19 protein-coding genes are annotated in these 20,281 nt (G+C 54.7%); 6 read left to right on the plus strand and 13 right to left on the minus strand.

From position 1 onward, the window contains the following. The first annotated feature begins 41 nt into the window (after window positions 1-41). Window positions 42-248 carry an ATP-binding protein gene (locus PQU89_RS11680; protein ID WP_373322812.1) on the plus strand — a complete coding sequence of 69 codons (207 nt, stop codon included), beginning with the start codon at window positions 42-44 and terminating at the stop codon, window positions 246-248. 5 nt (window positions 249-253) lie between these two features. Here the strand turns inward: PQU89_RS11680 and PQU89_RS11685 are convergent, their stop codons facing one another. The 9 genes from PQU89_RS11685 to PQU89_RS11725 all read right to left on the minus strand — a co-directional run bounded on the left by PQU89_RS11685 (window position 254) and on the right by PQU89_RS11725 (window position 8,697). Further along, a complete protein-coding gene (locus tag PQU89_RS11685; protein WP_272765988.1) occupies window positions 254-1,120 on the minus strand; it encodes a carotenoid biosynthesis protein in 867 nt (288 codons plus the stop codon). Between the two features lie 248 nt (window positions 1,121-1,368). Further along, a complete protein-coding gene (locus PQU89_RS11690; protein ID WP_272765989.1) occupies window positions 1,369-2,073 on the minus strand; it encodes an aspartate/glutamate racemase family protein in 705 nt (234 codons plus the stop codon). A gap of 216 nt (window positions 2,074-2,289) precedes the next feature. Beyond that, on the minus strand, window positions 2,290-2,565 hold the full coding sequence (locus PQU89_RS11695; protein WP_272765990.1) for a YunC family protein: 276 nt from the start codon (window positions 2,563-2,565) through the stop codon (window positions 2,290-2,292). A 58-nt stretch (window positions 2,566-2,623) separates the two neighbouring features. Then, window positions 2,624-4,273, minus strand: a complete 1,650-nt coding sequence (ggt, locus tag PQU89_RS11700) for a gamma-glutamyltransferase (protein WP_272765991.1) — start codon at window positions 4,271-4,273, stop codon at window positions 2,624-2,626. 459 nt (window positions 4,274-4,732) lie between these two features. Further along, window positions 4,733-5,554 carry an aldolase/citrate lyase family protein gene (locus PQU89_RS11705; protein WP_272765992.1) on the minus strand — a complete coding sequence of 274 codons (822 nt, stop codon included), beginning with the start codon at window positions 5,552-5,554 and terminating at the stop codon, window positions 4,733-4,735. Window positions 5,555-5,657: 103 nt separating this feature from the next. Continuing rightward, window positions 5,658-6,125, minus strand: coding sequence for a RidA family protein (locus PQU89_RS11710; protein ID WP_272765993.1), 468 nt, complete (start codon window positions 6,123-6,125; stop codon window positions 5,658-5,660). A 57-nt stretch (window positions 6,126-6,182) separates the two neighbouring features. Beyond that, on the minus strand, window positions 6,183-6,974 hold the full coding sequence (locus PQU89_RS11715) for a fumarylacetoacetate hydrolase family protein (RefSeq protein ID WP_272765994.1): 792 nt from the start codon (window positions 6,972-6,974) through the stop codon (window positions 6,183-6,185). Between the two features lie 217 nt (window positions 6,975-7,191). Then, window positions 7,192-7,680 (minus strand): YbaK/EbsC family protein, encoded by a 489-nt coding sequence (locus PQU89_RS11720; protein ID WP_272765995.1) that lies wholly within the window; start codon window positions 7,678-7,680, stop codon window positions 7,192-7,194. Window positions 7,681-7,710: 30 nt separating this feature from the next. Beyond that, entirely contained in the window at window positions 7,711-8,697 is a 987-nt protein-coding gene (locus PQU89_RS11725; protein ID WP_272765996.1) for a PhzF family phenazine biosynthesis protein, read from the minus strand. Here PQU89_RS11725 and PQU89_RS11730 point away from each other — a divergent pair. Next, window positions 8,696-10,066, plus strand: coding sequence for an aminotransferase-like domain-containing protein (locus PQU89_RS11730; RefSeq protein WP_272765997.1), 1,371 nt, complete (start codon window positions 8,696-8,698; stop codon window positions 10,064-10,066). The two genes, PQU89_RS11725 and PQU89_RS11730, sit on opposite strands and share 2 nt — an antisense overlap. A gap of 245 nt (window positions 10,067-10,311) precedes the next feature. Here the strand turns inward: PQU89_RS11730 and PQU89_RS11735 are convergent, their stop codons facing one another. Further along, complete coding sequence (locus PQU89_RS11735; protein ID WP_272765998.1) at window positions 10,312-10,749, minus strand: winged helix-turn-helix transcriptional regulator; 438 nt, start codon at window positions 10,747-10,749, stop codon at window positions 10,312-10,314. A gap of 104 nt (window positions 10,750-10,853) precedes the next feature. Between PQU89_RS11735 and PQU89_RS11740 the strand changes: the two genes are divergently transcribed. Beyond that, window positions 10,854-11,669 (plus strand): oxidoreductase, encoded by an 816-nt coding sequence (locus PQU89_RS11740; protein ID WP_272765999.1) that lies wholly within the window; start codon window positions 10,854-10,856, stop codon window positions 11,667-11,669. 25 nt (window positions 11,670-11,694) lie between these two features. Beyond that, window positions 11,695-11,856 carry a hypothetical protein gene (locus PQU89_RS11745; protein ID WP_272766000.1) on the plus strand — a complete coding sequence of 54 codons (162 nt, stop codon included), beginning with the start codon at window positions 11,695-11,697 and terminating at the stop codon, window positions 11,854-11,856. A gap of 272 nt (window positions 11,857-12,128) precedes the next feature. Here the strand turns inward: PQU89_RS11745 and PQU89_RS11750 are convergent, their stop codons facing one another. The 3 genes from PQU89_RS11750 to PQU89_RS11760 all read right to left on the minus strand — a co-directional run bounded on the left by PQU89_RS11750 (window position 12,129) and on the right by PQU89_RS11760 (window position 14,015). Then, window positions 12,129-12,692: a TetR/AcrR family transcriptional regulator gene (locus tag PQU89_RS11750; RefSeq protein ID WP_272766001.1), complete on the minus strand. Its 564-nt coding sequence runs from the start codon at window positions 12,690-12,692 to the stop codon at window positions 12,129-12,131. A 156-nt stretch (window positions 12,693-12,848) separates the two neighbouring features. Beyond that, on the minus strand, window positions 12,849-13,184 hold the full coding sequence (locus PQU89_RS11755; RefSeq protein WP_272766002.1) for a carboxymuconolactone decarboxylase family protein: 336 nt from the start codon (window positions 13,182-13,184) through the stop codon (window positions 12,849-12,851). Between the two features lie 33 nt (window positions 13,185-13,217). Next, window positions 13,218-14,015 carry an SDR family NAD(P)-dependent oxidoreductase gene (locus tag PQU89_RS11760; protein ID WP_272766003.1) on the minus strand — a complete coding sequence of 266 codons (798 nt, stop codon included), beginning with the start codon at window positions 14,013-14,015 and terminating at the stop codon, window positions 13,218-13,220. A 979-nt stretch (window positions 14,016-14,994) separates the two neighbouring features. On the opposite strand from PQU89_RS11760, the gene PQU89_RS11770 reads away from it, so the two are divergent. Together PQU89_RS11770 and PQU89_RS11775 are read left to right on the plus strand one after the other, a co-directional pair. Next, window positions 14,995-16,776 (plus strand): SIR2 family protein, encoded by a 1,782-nt coding sequence (locus tag PQU89_RS11770; protein ID WP_272766004.1) that lies wholly within the window; start codon window positions 14,995-14,997, stop codon window positions 16,774-16,776. A 27-nt stretch (window positions 16,777-16,803) separates the two neighbouring features. Then, window positions 16,804-20,112 carry an AAA domain-containing protein gene (locus tag PQU89_RS11775; RefSeq protein WP_272766005.1) on the plus strand — a complete coding sequence of 1,103 codons (3,309 nt, stop codon included), beginning with the start codon at window positions 16,804-16,806 and terminating at the stop codon, window positions 20,110-20,112. Window positions 20,113-20,281: the final 169 nt, after the last annotated feature.

Genomic DNA, 20,281 nt, shown 5'->3' on the forward strand with positions numbered 1-20,281 from the left:
TAGTGACCACCCTTGATCACTGAGAGTGTGTCTGAAGTTCGGTGAGGCTGTGTGAAAACGTGATCAACCAGCCCGATGGGATGACCTCGCTGATCATCACCTTCAACCTGAGTTCCGGGGAGTGGAGCCGCGTATTTGGCGATGCCAAGATGACCACCGTTCCGCTAGATCGGATTGCCCATCACTGCGATATTCCGGAGACAGGGAACGGCTCCTGCCACTTCAAGCAGTGGTGGAAAAACGGCTAATTTGCCTAGTCAAAATCTGGTGCCGATTGACATCGTGACCGTGCTCGAAAAGCGACAAGGGCGAGAAGAGCCGGGAAAACCATAGACGGTAAGCTGATTGCCGCCGCAGCCTCATAAATATCAGTGATAACAAACGTGCGTCCATCTTCAGTAACGATACCACCCGGTGCAATGCAATACCGAACCCAATAGCTGCCGGCCATCACGATCCAGATAAGGCTCGGCAATACATCCAAACCTTTTCTTTTAGGCTCCGCCACCGTGATAAATCGAACCTGAAAGAACGCAAAAAATTGAAATGCGACCCAGCCTGTAACATGCCAGCCGAGGAAGTTGCTCAGGGGGACACCAAAAAGCCCCGTAGGCTCGAGGTAACTGTGAATTTTTAGTACCGTCGCACCAATCGGGTCATACGGATAGTCGTAACCAGCCAAGACAAACGCACCGAGAAGCGGCGTTGCAAAGCGAGTCAAGTTAGTGTCATTTGAGAAGGCACTCACGATAAGCCGTGTCTGTGCCCACGCCAGCCAACCGAAGACAGCGTAACCAACCGGGACTACGAACGGTACTCCAAAGGGTTTGGGACCAATATCTGTGTGATGAACAAAAAAACCAAATGGAAAGCCGGTAGCAATGCTGATTGACTCAAGAGCAAAGCTGGTCAGGCACATAATGCTGAAGAATGCGAGTGCACTCCGCCAGCCGACGACCAGTGAAGCATGAACAGCAACGAGGATTATAAGGGTCAAAAAAGCGATCCCTGCTGCTGCGATACCTGAATGTGTTTCAGCTGCTAGTGTCGTCCAGCCGAAGCTGACGAACCAAAGCGTAGCTAAAAACCAGCTGAGCCATAACAATGTATTTCGCCTCATTAATGCTTCCCTTCTTGAATACGCTGTAGGTGTTGAAAACGCACAAAGCGCCGTCTTGCGACTTGCTCTCGATGTTTGCTTATTGCCTTGCTATGCTCTGCTTGATAAAGATAGCCGCTGAGTCTGGCGCCTGTTTGCCCTCGCAGAGCGGGCCAACAGACCAAACATGCAATGCTAGGGTAGTGTTACTCGACGACTTCTGGGGTAGCTGCGAAGAGACAGAAGACTTCCGAGTCAAGGCTTAAGACTCAAAAACGATTTCCCAATGCAAACTCAACCGCAGCCTCTGTATGAATGGATGTGGAATCAAAGCTAGGCAGGAGGAGTTTGGTTGGATCAAGAATCAGGCAAATCTCTGTACAGCCAAAGATGACGGAATCAGCACCTTTTTCCTTTGCTTTTTTGATGATCGAGTGCAACGCTTCTCGTGAGTGATCCAGCACTTTGCCAATACTGAGCTCTTCGAAGATGATGTCGTGGATAAGGGTGTGGTCATCCGCGTCTGGCACCATTACATCAATGCCATGCGTCTTCATTCGTGCTGGATAAAAACCGTTTTCCATCGTATAGCGAGTAGCAAGCAGTAGAGGTCGGCGATAGCCAGCATCCTTTAGACAAACAGCAACTTCATCGACAATGTGAATGAAAGGGATGTCTACCGCTTTTTCGACAATATCAGCAACCAAGTGCATCGTGACGGCACAGATCATCACGCATTCGGCACCGGCTGCTTGAAGTGCACAAGCGACATCTGCGAGACGCTTGCCTGCATCATCCCAACGACCAGACTTCTGCATGTCGACGATTGTCTGAAAGTCAACGGAGTAGAGGAGTAGTTCGGCCGAGTGCAGCCTTCCCATCCGCTCGCGTATTGCCTCATTGATTTTTCGGTAATAAACTGCTGATCCTTCATAACTCATTCCGCCAATAATGCCAATTTTATGCAGCTCCATGATCTCATTTTCTCCAAGTTATAAAAAATGGCGACATTTTATTTTGTCGCACTAATTAGTGGTGTGTGCTACTTCATAAGTAATATAACAGCAATGGATTGCTTTTATTGATATCAATGAATTGTATGAATTTGTTTTTGCAGAAAATATAAATAAAAAATCAACCATGAAAATGGTTGATTTGGCATGACAATATGTTATTGTCATGAAATGACGTCAATGCATTTTAGCAAGTGCATCATAACCAGATTCGCCTATTTTAATGCCGAGTTGGACAGCGCTATTTGAAATCGCGACAACTTTTGCTGCAAGCATTTCGTCGAATGAACTAACTCCGGTTACGATAGCGCATACCTCATTGGCATTGTTGCAGGTTTCAATGTTAATATAATCGCACCCGAGAAATCCTTTGGGGGCCTTCATTACCAATAGCGGATTATTTAGTTCGAATTGCAAATACTCAACTCGACCGATAGTAGCTCGATTTGTCATTTGAACATCCTTTCCTGTTTGATAAATTCAGGCCGCCCTTACTGCGCGATCTACTAACTTAATAACCCATCGTTGCACCGTCTGGGTTGCGTGGATCGGAGAAACCATAGAAACCATCCTCAAGCACCTGAATGGTTTGGGTGCGACCCATGGTTGGCTTCACCGATACCTTGTAGCCCTGTTGACGCAGAATGGACAAGGTATCAGGGCTCAGACCTTTCTCAACGCGCAGCTCATCAGGTAACCACTGGTGGTGGATGCGGGGCGTTGCCGCAGCCTCAGCTGGGTTCATGCCAAAGTCGATGGCATTAACGATGGTCTGCAGTGTGGTGGTGATGATGCGAGCGCCTCCTGGGCTACCGGTGACCAGCCATGGTTTGCCGTTCTTCAGTACCAAGGTCGGCGACATCGACGACAACGGACGCTTACCCGGCTGGATGGCGTTGGCATCGCCGCCGATCAGGCCATAGGCGTTGGGCACGCCCGGCTTGGCCGAGAAGTCGTCCATCTCGTCGTTGAGCAGGATGCCGGTGCCCTTGGCGACGATGCCGCTGCCGAAGTTCAGGTTCAGTGTGTAGGTCACCGCCACCGCGTTGCCCTTGCCGTCGACGATCGAGTAGTGTGTGGTCTGATCGCTTTCATACGGCTGCGGCTTGCCCGGCTTGATAGCGGATGCCGGTAGCACCTTGACCGGATCGATCTTCTGAGCCAGTTCGTCGGCGTACTTCTTCGAGGTCAGCCCCTTCACCGGCACCTTGACGAAGCCCGGGTCGCCCAGGTACTCGGCGCGGTCGGCGTAGGCGAGCTTCATCGACTCGGCCAGGTAGTGGATGGTCTGGGCACTGTTCACGCCGTACTGCGACAGAGGGTAGCGCTCCAGCATATTGAGGATCTGGACGATGTGGGTGCCGCCCGAGCTCGGCGGCGGCATTGACACTACCTTGTAGCCGCGGTACTCGCCGCTCACCGGGGTGCGCTCTTCCACCTTGTAATTCTTCAGGTCGTCCTTGCCGATCAGGCCGCCGTGCTGCGCCATCTCGGCCACGATCTTATCGCCGATCTCGCCCTGGTAGAACACTTTGGAGCCATGCTTGGCGATCAGCCTGAGCGATTTGGCCAAGTCCTTCTGCACCAGCTTGTCGCCCAGCTGCAGCGGGCGGCCGTTCTTGAAGAAGATGGCGCGGGTAGTTTCCCACTTGCCAAGGTTGTCCTTTTCCACCGCCAGCATCTTGGCCATGGTTGGGCTCACCAAGATGCCGTCTTCGGCCAGCTTGATCGATGGTGCGATCAGGTCGGCTAGCTTCATCGTACCCCAGCGCTTCAGAGCGTGCTCCATGCCGGCCACTGTGCCTGGCACGCCGACGGCGAGGTGGGTGTACGTTGAGAGGCCCGCGGCGACGTTGCCTTTCTCGTCCAGGTACATGTCGCGGCTGGCCTTGGCCGGGGCGATCTCGCGGAAGTCGAGCGCCACGTCCTGGCCGCTCTTGACGTCGTGCAGCATCATGAAGCCGCCGCCGCCGAGGTTGCCAGCGTTGGGCAGCACCACTGCCAGCGCGAAGCCCACCGCCACGGCGGCGTCGATGGCGTTGCCGCCGCGCTTCAGCACGTTCACGCCAATACGGCTGGCCAGCTCCTGCTCGGCGGCGACTATGCCATTCTTGGCGTATACCGGGTGGAAAATGTCCTGGTCGTAGTCGTACTTAACCACGGGTGCAGCGGCTACCGGCGCGGCATGAGCAATTAGTGGAGTAAAGCTTAGGGCTAGGCTTGCAGCCAGTGCCCCCAGAGTAAATGCATATGATTTTTTGGTTAACTGCATGGGTGGTTCTCCTTTGTTTCTTTATTCTTGTCAGATGGATGCTGCTGGCAGTGGCTATGCCGTGGCAGCTTGCAACTAGCTTTTTATTGCGGATGCCTAGCTAGAATTTGAAGGTGCATGACTCATGCCAGTTATAGTGAAGAGGTGTTTCTACATAAATCGAAACGACCAACGGTACCTCATGGCGCATGTGCTATACCGACGGATCAATTTAATCCATAGTCTATTTTTTTAATTGAGCTATTAATCCACCGGATAACTGACTTAAAGTCAGTATTATTAAGTTTTTGGTAAGTTAATATTGCACATCGACCAGATGTTTACTGGGGCACAGCATCCCTCACTGTCTCAGTAAGAGGAGGCAGAACTGCTGGACTGGCGTTTGTCACAGTTCTTGAACCGATTGATCGAGGAATCCAGTCCATCTCGGAGAAGTAGTAGGTCGATCGCCACTGCGACGAACAAGGCACCCATATCCAGGCATTGTTTCGCTCGCGCTTCATCTGTCATCAAGATGCCAGGCGCCTTCCCGCAGCGCCTTATTCGCTGGATGGCATCATTGATCGCGGCATCTACTTCAGGGTGGCGTGGGTTGTCCGCATGACCCATGCTTGCCGACAGATCTGCCGGACCGATGAAAATCCCGTCAATGCCGTCAACAGCTGCAATTTCCTCGATTCTTTCCAGTGCACTAACTGTCTCGACCTGTACCAGTACGCACAAATCACGCTCAGCATTGACGATGTAGTCACTAGCCCGGCCGAAGTTGGATGCTCGTGTTGCACCGCCAACGCCACGAATTCCTCGTGGTGCATAGCGAGTCGCCGCTACGGCTGCAGCAGCCTCTTCTGCGTTCTGTACAAATGGCAGGAGTAGGTTTCTTGCACCGATGTCCAGATAGCGCTTGATGAGTACGGCATCGTTCCAGGCGGGGCGTACCACTGCGGAGGTAGGGCTCGAAGCAACTACGCCGGCAGCCGCATCGACAGCCTGTAGTTGCTGCATCATCAACGGTACATCGCTCGGCGTATGCTCGGTATCTAGCAATACCCAGTCGAACCCCGAACCGGCCACCAATTCGGATACATAAGGGGATGGTAGGGTTGACCAGACGCCCACCTGTGGACGGCACTCAGCGAGTGCGCGTTTGAATTTGTTATTTGTTTCCATGGTTTTGTCCAGTGACATTGGTGAACTTAAAGACAAAGATGTTCTCTGCAGAAGATCAATGTTCTGGCTACCCGTGGTGACCAGAACGTCTGGTTGTCTGATGTCAATCTGCCTGGATCTCGACCACCATTTCTGCCTCAAATGCCATGCCGAATGCCAGCTCGTGGGCAGATAGTGCACTTCTGGCGTGCATGCCCTTGTCACCAAAAACGTCAACCATTAATTGCGAATAGCCATTCACGATTGAAGGCTGTTGCTGGAAACCAGGTGCACTGCGAACCCATGCCAGAACTTTCACGATGCGCTTGACCCGATCTAGGGAGCCCAGCTCTGCTTTAAGGGCTGCCAAAGCATTAAGCCCTGTTAAGCGGGCGGCCTCATAGCCTTCCTCCTCTGTGAGGTCAGAGCCAACGCAGCCAACATATTTAACGGTTTTACCTACCAATGGACCTTGGCCCGAGAGATACACAAAATTACCCGCCGTAACAGCACCTACATAGAGGCCAGCAGCAGGGGGGGCGACGGGTAGTTCGATGCCCAGCTCTCGTAAACGCGATTCGATCAAATTCATAAGGAAATGCCTTTCCGCTTGGATGAATAAAGAAGAACGGTTGGTGCCTAATACGACTTATGATTCAAATTCGGCTACGACACTTCCAAGTCCGTCGATCCTGGCTTCGAAACGATCCCCTGGCTCTGCGGCTACCATTGGTCCTAGTGCGCCGGTCAGGATGGCGTCACCCGCCTTTAGAGGGGTGCCGAGCCTATAGAGGGCACGAGCAAGCCAAACAGCAGCATTGATCGGGTGCCCCATGCACATCTCTCCACGTCCCTCGGATACAAGTTCGCCATTGCGATACAACGTCATCGCGCAGTTGGCCAGGTCAAGTCCAAGCATGGGTTTGGGCTGCGCACCAACCACATACATAGCCGCTGCGGCATTGTCAGCAACCGTATCGGTGATCCGGATGTCCCAATTCCGCAAACGACAATCGACGATTTCCAGTGACGCCACCGCGAATTCCGTTGCTTGAATCACATCACTAAAGGTAATCATGTCGTGATTGAGGTCTTGACTGAGCACGATCATGACCTCGGCTTCGACTTTCGGTCGGATCAACTTCCCTGAAGGAATTACACCACCATGTCCAACCTCCATGTCGGCGAAAAGCGTGCCAAAATCCGGCTCGAAGACATTGAGTTGGCGCTGAACAGACTTCGCAGTGATACCAATCTTGCGGCCACTGATACGGCGGCCCAGCTCTAACTGTCGGTCAACATTAAGTTGTTGAATGGTGTAGGCGAGATTGACATCCTGCTCTCCAATCAGGTCTCGAATCGGCTCGCATGGCGTTCTTGTAGTTTCAGCTTCCCACAGGCGCTGTGCGGCAGTTTCCAGTAGTTTCTGTTTGTCTGACATATATCCCTCGATTAAGTACGTTTGAGAGTCGCTTTAAGGCGTTATGCAATGGTGTCTATTGCGATGCGCTTCGAGAACTTGTAGATGTCCCTGCCCGAACGAATGCAGTGGAACCATCTATCAGGCGTGAGCGGTTGATTCAAGAATGAGGCATTAGATGCACCTCAATACCTGACATGCCAAATGATTTAATTTGAGCGCGACTACCGCCGGCCCTTCATTGCTGGACAACATCGACCCACTGCGCACTGGCCAGCATCGCCATCCGCTCTGGTGTGATGCGGACGGCTGCATTCGGAGCACCACCAGCCGGGAACACTACTGGGAAGTCCTGTAGTGAGACGTCGCAGAATACTTTCAGCGGGTTGCTCAGTCCGAAAGGGGAGACGCCGCCAATCGGGTGTCCCGTTTCTCGCTCAACATCTGAAGCATCAAGCATGCGTGCCTTTACCCCGAAGCATTGCTTGTACTTGCGATTGTCCAGGCGTGCATCGCCACGTATAACGAGGACAATGGTTTCCTCTCCCACTCGCAACGACAGGGTCTTGGCGATTTGACCAGACGCAACTCCTAGTGCCTCGGCGGCCAGGGCTACAGTCGCAGTGCTTGCATCAAGCTCAACGACCTTGATATCTGGGGCGTGCTGCACGAAGAAAGATTTGACCGATTGCAAACTCATTTTTTTATCATCCAGCAAATAATTCACTGGGCCCGCACTCAAATGCAGGGCCGTCTCTTACAAGTACAGTTGGCCACTGGCGGCAACGGCGGCTTCACCACCGATGCGCACACGTAGGGCATCGCCTTCGCGTTCCCAAGAAGCATGAACCTCACCGTCTCGGCCGATTTCGATTCCCTGTTCTGCTACATAGCTGCCGGTTGTCTCGCCAGCGTGCTTGTGGCGTGCGATGAAGGCCGCAACCGAACCATTGCCAGAGCCACATACTGGATCCTCCGACACGCCTTCTCCTGGGGCGAAGGTGCGCACTCGGATGCGTACTGGGCTGCCGTCATTGCGCTCCACGAATACAGTCAAACCTGCTGCCCGCAGAGCTTTACATTCCCGTGCAATCAGGCCTTGGTCAGGATTAAGCACCGAGATGGCTTCGAATCGGGATAGCTCAACGATGAGCCATGGCACACCGGTTGAAACGACTTCGAACGGGCTGTCTGCCAGATCCGATTCAGTGCAACCGAGCATCTTCGCCACCGTTTCGCGAGATAGTTCTGTTGCGCGATGAGTAGGTTCGGCCTGGGTCATGCGAAGCAGTTTGCCTCGAGAGGTCGGCACGACCTCAACTGGCACGATACCGATGCCACACTCTTGGCGAAGCAGGGTAGCGTTGGCCTTGTCCGGGTAACGTGCGAGTACAGAGTGTGCCGCCGCAACTGTCGGGTGGCCGGCGAAGGGCAGCTCGCTCATCGGAGTGAAGATGCGGGCGCGATAATCTGCATCCGGTGAGGTCGGCTTGAGAATGAAGACCGTCTCTGACAAGTTCATCTCACGAGCGATCTTTTGCATCGTTTGCGGAGGAATATCATCAGCATCAAATACAACAGCGGCGGGGTTGCCGTAGAGCGGCTGGTGAGTAAAGGCATCAACCTGAACAAAGTCGAGGGGCATGGAGTTTTCCTTTTGCACAATTGAGTTTTGAGCATAGAACTTGACACGCTTTAAGTAAATAAATAAAGTGTCACGATACACTTTTCTGGGAATTGCCATGCGCCAAACCTCCCCATGGATCTCACGGCTTGCAGAAGGAGCTGGTTCGCCCTCTGACCGATTGGTGGCTGCATTGGCCGACGACATTCTCGGGGGGCGACTTGACTCGGGTGATCGGTTACCGGCACACCGTGATCTCGCTGACACCCTTGGTATTGGGGTCGGCACGGTGACAAAGGCTTACAGCATCTTGGAACGCCGCGGGCTGGTTCGTAGTGTCAAAGGAAGTGGTACGTTTGTCGCCTTGGCACAGACTCGCAGAGGCCCTCTTATCGACTTGTCGCGAAATGCACCGCCGGCAGTAATGAGTGAGAGATTGCTGGCTCGCACCCTCATTGCTATCGCCAAACGTGTCGATTCGGGGCTGTTCAACGACTACCCACCGTTAGGTGGCCATGACGAACATCGTCGTTTACTGGCGCGCTGGTTCGCCAGGCTGGGTATGGATACCCAACCTAGTAGGCTGGTTTTAACCTGTGGGGCACATCACGCAGTGTCTATCGGACTGTCTGTGGTTTGTGGGCGTGGCGGTACACTATTTACCGAAGCCCAAACTTACCCGGGAGTGATTGCGCTTGCACGCCACCAAGGAACCCGTCTTGTCGGTGTGACAATGGATGGGGAAGGCATTTTGCCGGAGGCGTTGGATAGGGCGCTTGCAATGAGACATACCGGTCCCGCTGCACTCTATGTGACCCCGACGATGCAGAATCCAACGACAGCTACGATGGGAAGGACACGTCGTGAAGAGATCGTTTCAATCTGCCGTGCCCACGATATTGCGATCATCGAGGATGATGTTTACACGCTCACAGCTGACGCCAATCTGCCGCAGCTTGCCATGTTGGCGCCAGAGCGCACATTCTACGCAAACAGCATGTCCAAGACCTTGAATCCTACTTTGAGGATCGGCGGCTTGGTGGCTCCGAAGTCGATGTTTGCACAAGTCGAGGCGGCCTTGCAGGCAAGTGCGATCATGGTGTCCCCTCTGAGTTGTGCCGTGATGGAACAGTGGCTGATCGATGGGACGGCCGAAGTCGTAAGCCGTTCAATTCAGGATGAATCGGATCGCCGAGTCACACTGGCGCGTACTATGCTGGGGGGCATGATGAGCGAGCCTGGCCATCAGGGCTATCACGTCTGGCTACCTATGTCGCAGGTAGAAGCACAACGTCTTGAGCTTGCGGCAAGTGCGCTAGGGGTTCTGGTTACTCCCACATCATCCACTGCTGCGAACCCTGATGCACAGAATGACGGAGTTCGTTTGTGCCTCGGAGCTCCATCCATGGCTGATTTGAGCACGAGTCTTTCAGCAATAGCAAGATTGCGGCTCGAAGTTCGGGCTGATGATTATCGACCTACAGTGTAGGTAGTAGGCTTGGTTCGGCTCCTGCAGGCATTCCTGCCATCATTGCTGGCTCATGGTCGATGGTGACTGAAAAGCACGCCTGGAGTGAGGCAACTGCTCAGTGGATTCGCAAAGCCGTCGACATCGGCATGTCGCTCTTTGGTGATCAGTTGATGGCTCATGTCCTTGGTGGAAAAGTGGATTGCCTTGCTCTGCTTAGTGAGGCGACTCAAGAGCAGCATCTACTACTTCTCAATTTGTAGACATTACTCTGGCGTGACGAGCCGTATTGGGCGCGTGCCGATTCTTGCACCGGTGACCTCATCCACCGCGATCGGCCTGATCTCTGACCCGGTCTCTGCGTCCAGAAAACGCACCATCTTTCCTCCGCCACGGTGCTGGCGCCCCCAGGCACCAATCATGAACAGCACCGGCAAGAAGTCGATCCCAGCCGCCGTCAGCACATACTCGTCTCGCGGCGGATGGGCCGAGTAGCGTCGCTTTTCCAGCAATCCCTCCTCCGTTAGCGCGGCCAAGCGACGGGTAAGCATTGTCGGTGCAATGCCAAGGCTTTTCCTGAACTGGTCAAAGCGGGTAAGGCCGGCATGGGCATCCCGAAGGATCAGCATGCTCCAGGCATCCCCCACCAGTGCCAGGCTGCGGGCGATCGGGCAAGGGTCATCGCAACTATTTTTCTTGTCCATACTGTTTTGATAGTGACTAAAAGGGAAATTGGTTGTATCGTTAGTATCGAATTAATAGTAACACTTCAGTGACGGACAATCCAACCCATGCGGAGACTTGATTCATGAACAAACACAATTTGGGTGTCGCCTTGGTAACAGGGGCATCTTCCGGTATTGGCCAGGCCACAACCAGGGCGCTGCAGCAAGCAGGTTATCGCGTGTTCGGCACCAGCCGTAAAGCACAAACCGACAGCCCTGACGGTATCACCATGCTGCGCTGTGACGTCACCGATGAAACTTCGGTGGAAAACATGGTCGCGGAAGTGCTGCATCAGACGGGCCGTATAGACTTGCTGGTCAATAATGCCGGCATCGGCTTGCTCGGCGCGGCTGAAGAGTCCTCCAGTGCTCAGGCACAGGCCTTGTTTAATGTCAATGTTTTCGGCGTTGCACGGGTCACCAATGCAGTGTTGCCGACCATGCGGGCGCAAGGCAAAGGCAGAATCATCAACATTAGTTCCATCCTGGGCCTAATACCTTCGCCCTTTAATGCCTTGTATTCATCGACCAAGCATGCGGTAGAAGGCTACTCCGAATCGCTGGACCACGAAGTACGCACACTGGGTATCCGAGTGGCACTGGTCGAGCCGGGTGTCACCCGAACCCCGTTTGAAGAAAACATCATCAAGCCAGACCGCCTGCTGCCAGTGTACGACGCAGTTCGCTCCCGCCTTGAGGTGTTAATGCGGAATCTGCTTGCGGCCGGAGATCCGCCAGAAGTGGTGGCCGCCACCGTGCTCAAGGCGGCAACGGCAGCTACGCCGAAAAGACGTTACACCGCAGGCAAGCAGGCGGCACAAATCCGTTTCGTGCGCCGCTTCCTTCCTGAAGCCATGGTCGACAAAAGCCTGCGCAAGTTTAGTGAACTGCCGGCCTGAGCAACAATTCGAATAGGAGATAGAAATGGTTATTCTGTTTGCCCCTTTGACCTACCTGGTGCTGTCGCTGATGACTGTTGGTATTGGCCATAGTCTTTCCACAACAAAGGATGAACCGGTTTCGCAGGCTCAACACAGCGATCACCAGAGCAACACTACCGCTTCTGAAAATGAATTTACACCATAAATCATATTCTATTGGGTGGGTTCGGCCCACCCAAGGGCGCTCCTTAAACGGCTGCAGGAACTTATAGTTGGTCAGTTAAGAAGCACGTAGACACAGGAGCAGGGGCAGTCCATCCACCTTAAGTTAGTGTCCACGGGGAGCGGGACAGACCACCCAAAACATCCTACTAATAGGTGGCTCTTGGGCAAAATAAAAGAACCATGCCGACTCAGGCGATGGCTCCGGAGAATCTAGCCAAAGTGATATCTGGCAACTTTGGTGTGGCCCGCTAGCTACACCTCTTCAATAATGAGTCGAATAATACTGTCGTCAATCAAGTCATTTTCTCTTGTCGCCCAGTTGATAAAACTGGCACCTTCCAAAACGCTCAACAGCAGGAAGGCCTTCTGCCGGGCACCGCGGCCACATGGAATCTCCCCGTTGGTCACTCCCTTATCCAAAATCGCCGTCAACCATTTCAATTGCACATCAAAGAATCGATGAGTGAGCTTTTGCAATCCTAATGGAAGTGCAGCCATCTCGGCAGCCAGTGCACCACAGAGCGGCAACAAACCGCCTTCGCTGCTGGCGCGAAAGACCAAGAAATATGCCTCCAAACGCCCAGCCAAATCTTGATGTTCCTTCTCAATGCGCTCAAAGTCGCTGCATACCTTGGCGATATAGTCTTCGACGATGGCAATTCCCAACTCCTCCTTCGTGGGGAAGTGGTGATGGATGCTTGCCTTCCTGATCCCGACTGCTTCGGCTAGGTCCGCGTAGCTAAACGCGGCGTATCCCTTGGTGCGCATTAGGCACTCTGCTGCGTGCACTAATGCGTCCCGTGTTCCGATTGCCATACATTCTCCTAACCGCCTGCGCTCAACAAAAAGAGCGTCATACCTAACATTGGCAGAATGCTGCCTACTAGTTGGTAGTCAGTCAAGTCAAGAAGAGGCTGTCGACTCCCCATGCGCCCGATAAATGCAGCGCAGGGGAGGTGCGGTCAGCAGATGCTACAGTTCTTCATATGCTTCTAACGCGCGGGCCGAGTAAACGTATGCTGCACCAGCATTCAAGGCAATTGCCGTACCAAGAGCGGCTGCAATCTCTTCTTTGCTAGCACCTGCCTTTTTTGCAGCCGTAGCATGAGCTGCAATGCAACCATCGCAACGGGTAGTGATGGCCACGGCTAGGGAAATCAGCTCGTGCGTTTTGGCATCTAGGACATTGCTCTCACGCGTCGCCATTTCCAGTTTATGGAATGCGCTGGCAACAGGTGCATTCGCCTTGGAAAAATTTCCGACACGTTTGATCAGTGCCGTCAACTTGTCTTTCCATTTATTTTCCATGTTGCATTTCCTTTGTGCGTTGTCTCTTGATACTTACTTGCCCAGCTTACGGGCGGCCATCACGCCACCATCCACATCCCAAACCGCACCTGTCACCCAGGAGGTTTTATCGGAGAGCAGGAAGACAATGCTCTCCGCAACATCGCGCGGCGTGCCATTGCGTCCAAGCGGATGGAAGTCATTGAAACCCTTCAGTGCGCTATCCAGTTGCTCGCCGGGGATGAAGCGTTCGAAGATGCGAGTTTCCACGATGCCAGGAGCGACTGAGTTGATGCGGATGCCGTTTGCTGCCAGCTCTGCCGCCACATGCGTCGTCATTGCATCCAGGCCGACTTTCGCCATCGAATAGGCCGAGGCGTGAACGGTTTCGATAGCTTGCCGAGCGGCAACGGCAGTGACGTTGACGATGGAGCCTGGCTTTTTCTGCGCGACCAGTGAACCGGCAACCTGCTTGGTGATGAAAAAGAGCGCGCGGTTCAAGTTGAGGAAATTGTCATAGTCCTCAAGCGAATGCTCAAGGAAAGCCTTGGGGTAGTAAATGCCAGCTGCATTCACCAGCAGGTCAATGTCGCTGTGTTCGCGGGCCAGTTTGTCGATGAGCACACGCACGCTGGCGAAGTCTGACAAATCGGCGGTGAGGGCGAATGCCTTGTCTTCGCCTGCAATGGCCGCCAGTTGCTGGCGAGCCGCTTCTGCCTTTTCCTGCCGGTTGCCGATGACAACGACCGCGCCACCTTCATGAGCAACCATCGCGGCAGTCTCCAGACCGATACCACTTGTCCCGCCAACGACCAGGAGTTTGCGACCTTCAAAGTTCTTGGTTTGCATCATTACATTCCCTATTCAATATTAAAAACTAGCCTACCTACTAGTTGGTAGATATCTTATGTATATCAATACTGTCTGTCAAGCGTGACAAGGATCGCCACTTTTTGTCTGGCTGGCCGAAGTAGGACGATCTTCCTCTCAGGGTCTTCTATGCTCGGTATGCCCCTCGAGGCCATGCTACTTAAGCAGTAGAGAGAGATGCCCATCACTGAAGAAGAATGACGGATATGAAGAAGAGCAGACTCACTGAACACCAGATCATTGGCTTTCTCTAGCAAGCCGAGCTGGGCATGAGCAGCAAGGGAGCCTGCCGCTAGCGCGGCTTGAATCGCTCCTAGTTTGCTAGATACTCCAATGCTGCTTTCCGATGTGAAAGAAGCCATTCGTCATCCAAATAACAAGTGACTGCTATGGCCGAACAGCAACTGCCTAAGGGGGGGGCACAGGTAGATCATCGGCCAAAGGTGTCTGTCAGCAAGGCGATGGATAACGACCGGTTTTCACAGAGTTTCTGACACACCAATTCGACTGCACCTCAATCAGTACAGGGGGAAACGGCTTTCTCAATCGAAATCCACAATGCCTTTTTCCTGTAGAAGCGCAAGACAGAGTACTTTTGCTAGTTGAACCCTATAGGCTGTAGCCCTGATCGGGTTCATTATGTTGACATGTCAATTTCTCGTGAAAAACTACAAGTGGCAGAACCACATTCATTGGCGATGGCGTTGAAGACGGTCAGGAAAGCACGTGGCCTGTGCCAAGAGGCGTTCTCCGATGTATCCAGCCGTACCTATATGAGTGCCCTTGAACGCGACTTGAAGAGCCCCCCCTGAACAAACTGGGCGAGTTGTGCGCCGTGATGGAGATCCATCCGCTCACGTTGCTGGCACTGGCGTATAGCGGCGACAATGCCAGCCAGATCAATCAACTTCTCGGCCAGATTCGTCAGGAATCTCGCCATGCTGATCAAGGCTGACAAGCAATGACATTATTGAAAGACGACCCACTCACCCCGCTGGCCTTCTCCGTCAACGAAAACAAGGGGGTTTTTGCTGTTCTGCTGGGTTCCGGCCTGTCGCGCACCGCGAGCATTCCAACCGGCTGGGAGATCACGCTGGACCTGGTGTGCCGCGTGGCCGCAGCCCAAGGCGTCACGGAGCAGCCCGACTGGGCTGCGTGGTATCGGGACCAGACCGGCCAGGAGCCGAATTACTCCGACTTGCTGGAAGAAATTGCCAGATCGCCGGATGAACGCAGGGCGATATTGCATCGCTACATCGAACCCGATGCGCAGGAGCGTGAAGAAGGCCGAAAAATCCCGACCAAGGCCCATCAAGCGATTGCGCAAATGGTCCGCTCCGGCCACATCCGGGTCATTGTCACGACCAACTTTGACCGACTGATGGAAAATGCGCTCCGGGAGCAAGGCATCGAACCCACGGTGGTTGCTTCCGCAGATGCCTTGGCGGGAGCCGAACCACTGACTCACAGCCGCTGTTACCTGCTAAAGCTGCACGGTGATTACAAGGATGCTCGCATTCTGAACACCGACCAGGAATTGAGTGCTTACCCAGAAAGCTACAACAGGCTGCTGGACCGCATCTTGGATGAGCATGGTCTGATCATCAGCGGCTGGTCCGGCGAATGGGACCATGCACTGCGCGCCGCCTTTCTGCGTGCACCCAACAGACGCTATCCCGTGTATTGGACATCCCGGGGCGCATTGGGCGGCGGGGCCCAAGAGTTGGCTGCCCATCGTGCGGCCAAAACAATCCCGATTGCGGGGGCCGACGAATTCTTTCAAGCCTTGCAACAGCGGGTCGAAACGCTTGAACAAAGCCAACGCCAAAACCCGCAGAGCATCGACCTGCTGGTCAACAGCACCAAACGCTATTTGGCTAAACCGGAATACCGCATTCAACTGGACGAGCTGTTTGCACAGGAAACCGAACGCGTGATGGCACAGCTCAACGGCGATCAATTCCCGCCACATGGCCCTTGGGATCAGAATGAGTTCCGGTCGCGCGTACAGCGCTATGAGGCCCTGGCAGAACCTTTGGTACGCATGACTGGCGTGCTCGGCAGATGGGGAGATGGCCGTGAGCTGCCTATGGTTCTGGACATTCTCAGAGACCTGTATTTGCAGGCCGAGAAAGTTGGGAACGGCATGACCATTTGGTTGGGCCTGCGCTCCTATCCAGCTGTGTTGGTCTTCACCGCCTATGGGATCGGCCTGGCGCGCTCACAGCGCTGGCAGACACTGCATGCGCTGCTGAGCGCAACTTGGCCCCAGAAATACCGCGACTCCCAGAGGGTGGTATCCATGCTGTTTCTGGATGCATGGAAAGGGCCTGACAGTAGAGTTTGGAAAGAATTAGAAGGGCTAGATCGGCGGAAAACAGCGCTCAGCGATCATCTGCTGGAGGTCATGACAAACTGGCGCTCCAGCTTCACGGGCGTATCGGCCGAGTTTGAATTGGTCTTCGAGCGATTCGAAATGCTCGCCACCCTGGTCTACCTGGAAGAAAACAGCGAGGAGGCTCTGGGGCAAGCCGCAGCGAGCCACCACAACATATTCGCGCGCATGCCGGTGGGGCGTCTTGCCTGGCATGAAGCATCCGCCACACTCCTGATTCAGGAGCTTCAAACAGAAGCGACCATCACCGCCTTGCTGCAGGCCGGCTTCGCACGAAACAGCCGGCGCTTTCTGGAGCTTTTCATTGAGAATTTCAAACGCTATGCCAGCGAGATGGCGTGGCGATAGTGTGCGCAACAGTCAGCTGAACCAGGTATGTCTGAAGGGAAAGAACGTTTGATCGAAAAAGAAAACATCGTCAGGTATTGGCATGCGGTGGAGTTGCTTCAACCCCAGTCGGCCCCCAAGCTGGAAAAACGCAGCACCCCATATGGTGCCTACCTGCACGATACACCGATCCAGAAACCCATTCTGCCTTGGGAGGACGGGAGTCCAGTTGGTCAACAGGTATTGCCCAAAAACCGCATTTGGAGCCACACGCTCTACGCCCACTTGTATGACAGCAGACTGGTCGCGGATGTGCTCAAAGAGCACTATGGAGACGATCAGGGTTATAAAGAGCCACAATCGCAAGTGTCCGCGGTATTCGCCGCAAAATTCACCCTGGCCGGCCACATGGTCGAGAACAGTTTCGTGCTTTCCAGCGAGGCGTGGTTTCTGGGGAGAGTGCTGACCGGGCAAGATTGGACCCAGGGATTCGAGGACGATCAAAAAACCGCTGCCGAGCAGGCGGCATCACGGCTTGCCGGCCGAGTATCGGGTGATGTCCTGTGTGCGCTGAACGCATGGGTTCTCCAATTCCTCGGCGTGGCTGAGTTCTTTGCCGGTGTGCGCCGCCCGCAGTTTCGCTTCCGTTCCCAGCCGATCAATCCCAAAAAACCGGTAGTGGAAAACGATCCGCTCAACAGCTTTCTGCTGGACGATCTGGCCCATGTTGCCGATAGCGTCCGCCGAGGGGTGACCAGCCAGCCGCTTGACCAATACCTTTCCCGGCACGACCCTCAGACACGGCTGCATGTTGACGATGACGACGCATCCTTGTCGCTGATTGAGCGGTTGATGCCGGATGCCTACGCTAACAGCTGTTGGCCCACTGAGCGGCACTTGGGGCTGGTGCACTCTCAGCAACTGGCTGTCAACACAATCTTGTCCACCCTCTCCGACGGCCAAGGCCTGCTGGGTGTCAATGGCCCGCCAGGCACAGGAAAAACGACGCTGCTGCGCGACTTGATTGCCGCCATCATCACCAGTCGGGCCGATGTGCTCGCCCGCTTGCCCCGTGCATCAGACGGGTTTGTCAGCGATGGGCGCGAAATGGCCAATGATGGCGGCAAGCAATTGAACAGCTACAAGCTCAACCCGGCGCTGTACGGCTTCGAGATCGTGGTGGCCTCCTCGAATAATGGTGCCGTGGAGAATGTCACCCTCGAATTGCCGCAGCGTGACAAGATCGATGAGAGTTGGCTACCCGACGCCGAATATTTTGCTGAACTGGGGGCGCTGGTCTCCGGCCATCCCGCCTGGGGACTGATTTCTGGTGCCCTGGGTAGCAAAACCCGACGCACCCAGTTCGTAAGTCGCTATTTCTATGGTCAGCGCCCTTTCCCTAACAAGGACAAGGAGGCTGAGGATGAAGAAGACATTGATGACGAATCGGGCGAGGGCATTGAGAGCCTGGTAGAGGCGCAGTCTGCCGATCTGACCGGGGAGCAGGACGATGGTGACCGTCATGATGTGGGCACTCCGGTGCGGCCGGATGAGGCGCCAAAACCACAAGGTTTCGCCGATTGGCTCGACACGTATATCGAGCGCAACAAAACACTGTCATCGTCAGAACGCCAAACCTTGTGGAAGCAGGCGGTTACCGAGTATGAAGCCGTCAAGGCGGATGCGGATCGGGTGAGTGCAGATGCCTGCCGTATCCGCGCTCTGATCAAGACGATCTGCGAAATCAGAGCAAAGCTGGCTGAGCAAACCCAGGCAGTTGGCACCCACGAACAAGCACTGAGCGCGACGGAAACCCAGCTTGCACACCTGGATGCGACGGAAAGCCGCCCCGCCCATGCGAAGCTCAAACAGTGTCTACAGGTGCTAGAACAGCATCAAGCCGACAAGCCTGGTTTCTGGCGAAACCTTATCAGCCTATGGGGCGCGCAGCGCAACTGGGACGCCAGGCAGACGTTGCTGGAAGGCCAGCGGGCGCTGGCCTCTGCCGAGTTCGCCCGGCTTGCACGCCAGATCAAGCAACTGGAGACATCAAAAGAGCGCTTGGAAAAGCAGGTCGACGAAGAGCACCGGACACTGACTCGACTGCAGCAACAGGTCAAAAAGCCAACTCAGGACGCGACCCGGCTGGCAACAGTCAACCAAGCCGAACACCTGCTCGCCTGGTTGCAAACAGGCAGCATCGGTTGTGGCGAGGTCATCGAACTGGCCGAGCCCTGGCGTATCGAAGGTTGGCGGCAGGCACGTGCACGTGTGTTTATCCAGGCACTCAAGCTTCACCGGACGTTTTTCGAATTGGAGGCGACACGGATGAAGGCCAATCTGAAACTGATCAACAGCCTGTTGACGGGGCCACGCTTCCGCGGTCTTTCGTGTGACGCCATCCGTTCAGCTTGGGCCTCCCTGTTCATGGTGGTTCCGGTCTTGAGCAGCACCTTCGCCTCCTTCGCCCGGTCATTCAGTTCGCTGGGGGTCAGTGAAATCGGCTGGCTGCTGGTGGATGAAGCCGGTCAGGCACCCCCCCAAGCAGCAGTTGGGGCCTTGTGGCGCGCCCGGCGCGCCTTGCTGGTTGGCGATCCCCTCCAGCTCAAGCCCATCGTCAAGGTGTCCGATGCGGTGTTGGAGCACATGCGCACACATTACCGTGTCGCTGCGCATTGGCTCCCCAATCGGCAGTCCGCACAGAAGCTGGCTGATGAAGTCACCCCATGGGGGCGCATGGCCGGACCCACCGGGAGCAAGACCTGGGTTGGACTGCCGCTGCTGGTCCATCGCCGCTGCGACAGGCCGATGTATGAGCTCGCCAATCGCATTGCCTATGACGGGGTGATGGTGTACGGCACCATGGCACCGCACGCCGGCAAAGAAACACCGGCCAGTTTGCTGACTGGCTGGATAGATGCCTGTGGTCCATCCGAAGGAAACTGGATACCTGCCGAAGGTGTGGTTCTGCGAGAACTGCTGGCACGCTTGTTCGAGGATGGCGTGGAGGCCAAGGACATCGCCGTCATCACCCCCTTTACTGCCGTTCGGGACAATCTCAGGCGCATCGTGAAAAAGAAGATGATCTCCGGCACCATCCATACCATGCAGGGTAAGGAAGCCGCGGTTGTCATCATGGTCCTGGGGGGCAATACGGGTAGCTTTGGAGCCCGCGATTGGGCGGTTTCAGAGCCGAATCTTCTGAACGTGGCCGCGACACGGGCGAAACGGCGTTTCTATGTGATTGGCGATCGCAGTGACTGGCAGAACCGGGCACTGTTCTGCGACGTCATGGATCTGCTGCCACCGCAGAGAGTCTCGGCTATTGAACAGGAGCAGATGTCACTGCCCCAATAGCTGTAAAACAGCGTGCAAGTGCACCGGACTTCCTGAGTGATTTGACCACTCAGGGTGTCCGTATGTTTGCGTAAACCAGCCGTTGCTCGTACCTGGGCGGACTGTCTATTTCGGCCGAATTGCTGCCAACCTGGCTGACGCATCGTCAGTTGGTCGGCCAAAGCTGTCC

The sequence above is a fragment of the Vogesella indigofera genome, assembly GCF_028548395.1.
Lineage (GTDB): Bacteria > Pseudomonadota > Gammaproteobacteria > Burkholderiales > Chromobacteriaceae > Vogesella > Vogesella indigofera_A.

Bases quoted from the DNA above. Each gene is read 5' to 3' on its own strand.
- PQU89_RS11685 (WP_272765988.1), bottom strand. From the start codon at position 1,120: ATGAGGCGAAATACATTGTTATGGCTCAGCTGGTTTTTAGCTACGCTT.
- PQU89_RS11690 (WP_272765989.1), bottom strand. From the start codon at position 2,073: ATGGAGCTGCATAAAATTGGCATTATTGGCGGAATGAGTTATGAAGGA.
- PQU89_RS11695 (WP_272765990.1), bottom strand. From the start codon at position 2,565: ATGACAAATCGAGCTACTATCGGTCGAGTTGAGTATTTGCAATTCGAA.
- PQU89_RS11705 (WP_272765992.1), bottom strand. From the start codon at position 5,554: ATGGAAACAAATAACAAATTCAAACGCGCACTCGCTGAGTGCCGTCCA.
- PQU89_RS11710 (WP_272765993.1), bottom strand. From the start codon at position 6,125: ATGAATTTGATCGAATCGCGTTTACGAGAGCTGGGCATCGAACTACCC.
- PQU89_RS11715 (WP_272765994.1), bottom strand. From the start codon at position 6,974: ATGTCAGACAAACAGAAACTACTGGAAACTGCCGCACAGCGCCTGTGG.
- PQU89_RS11730 (WP_272765997.1), top strand. From the start codon at position 8,696: ATGCGCCAAACCTCCCCATGGATCTCACGGCTTGCAGAAGGAGCTGGT.
- PQU89_RS11725 (WP_272765996.1), bottom strand. From the start codon at position 8,697: ATGGCAATTCCCAGAAAAGTGTATCGTGACACTTTATTTATTTACTTA.
- PQU89_RS11735 (WP_272765998.1), bottom strand. From the start codon at position 10,749: ATGGACAAGAAAAATAGTTGCGATGACCCTTGCCCGATCGCCCGCAGC.
- PQU89_RS11740 (WP_272765999.1), top strand. From the start codon at position 10,854: ATGAACAAACACAATTTGGGTGTCGCCTTGGTAACAGGGGCATCTTCC.
- PQU89_RS11745 (WP_272766000.1), top strand. From the start codon at position 11,695: ATGGTTATTCTGTTTGCCCCTTTGACCTACCTGGTGCTGTCGCTGATG.
- PQU89_RS11750 (WP_272766001.1), bottom strand. From the start codon at position 12,692: ATGGCAATCGGAACACGGGACGCATTAGTGCACGCAGCAGAGTGCCTA.
- PQU89_RS11755 (WP_272766002.1), bottom strand. From the start codon at position 13,184: ATGGAAAATAAATGGAAAGACAAGTTGACGGCACTGATCAAACGTGTC.
- PQU89_RS11760 (WP_272766003.1), bottom strand. From the start codon at position 14,015: ATGATGCAAACCAAGAACTTTGAAGGTCGCAAACTCCTGGTCGTTGGC.
- PQU89_RS11770 (WP_272766004.1), top strand. From the start codon at position 14,995: ATGACATTATTGAAAGACGACCCACTCACCCCGCTGGCCTTCTCCGTC.
- PQU89_RS11775 (WP_272766005.1), top strand. From the start codon at position 16,804: ATGTCTGAAGGGAAAGAACGTTTGATCGAAAAAGAAAACATCGTCAGG.